We start from the raw sequence: 276 nt of genomic DNA on the forward strand, positions 1-276 counted from the left end.
GGTGAACGGCACCCGCGGCTGCCGCGCCACCCCCTACCCGTAGTACTCGGGAGCTACCCCGCAGATGGGCTCCCGGGCGGGACGCCGACGAGGCGGGTCGGTCCATAACTTCTGTACCGGATTCACCAACTCCCCGGTACGGAAGGACCTTCCATGGCGTCCCGCCCTCCCACCCGCCGTGCTCGTCGCGCGCTGCTGACCTTGCTCATCACCGCGTCCGTGGCGCTGCCGGTGTCGGGGGCGGCCCGTCCCGCCGCTGTTCCGGCCCCGGTACCG

The sequence above is a fragment of the Streptomyces sp. NRRL WC-3549 genome, from assembly GCF_000721935.1.
GTDB lineage: Bacteria > Actinomycetota > Actinomycetes > Streptomycetales > Streptomycetaceae > Streptomyces.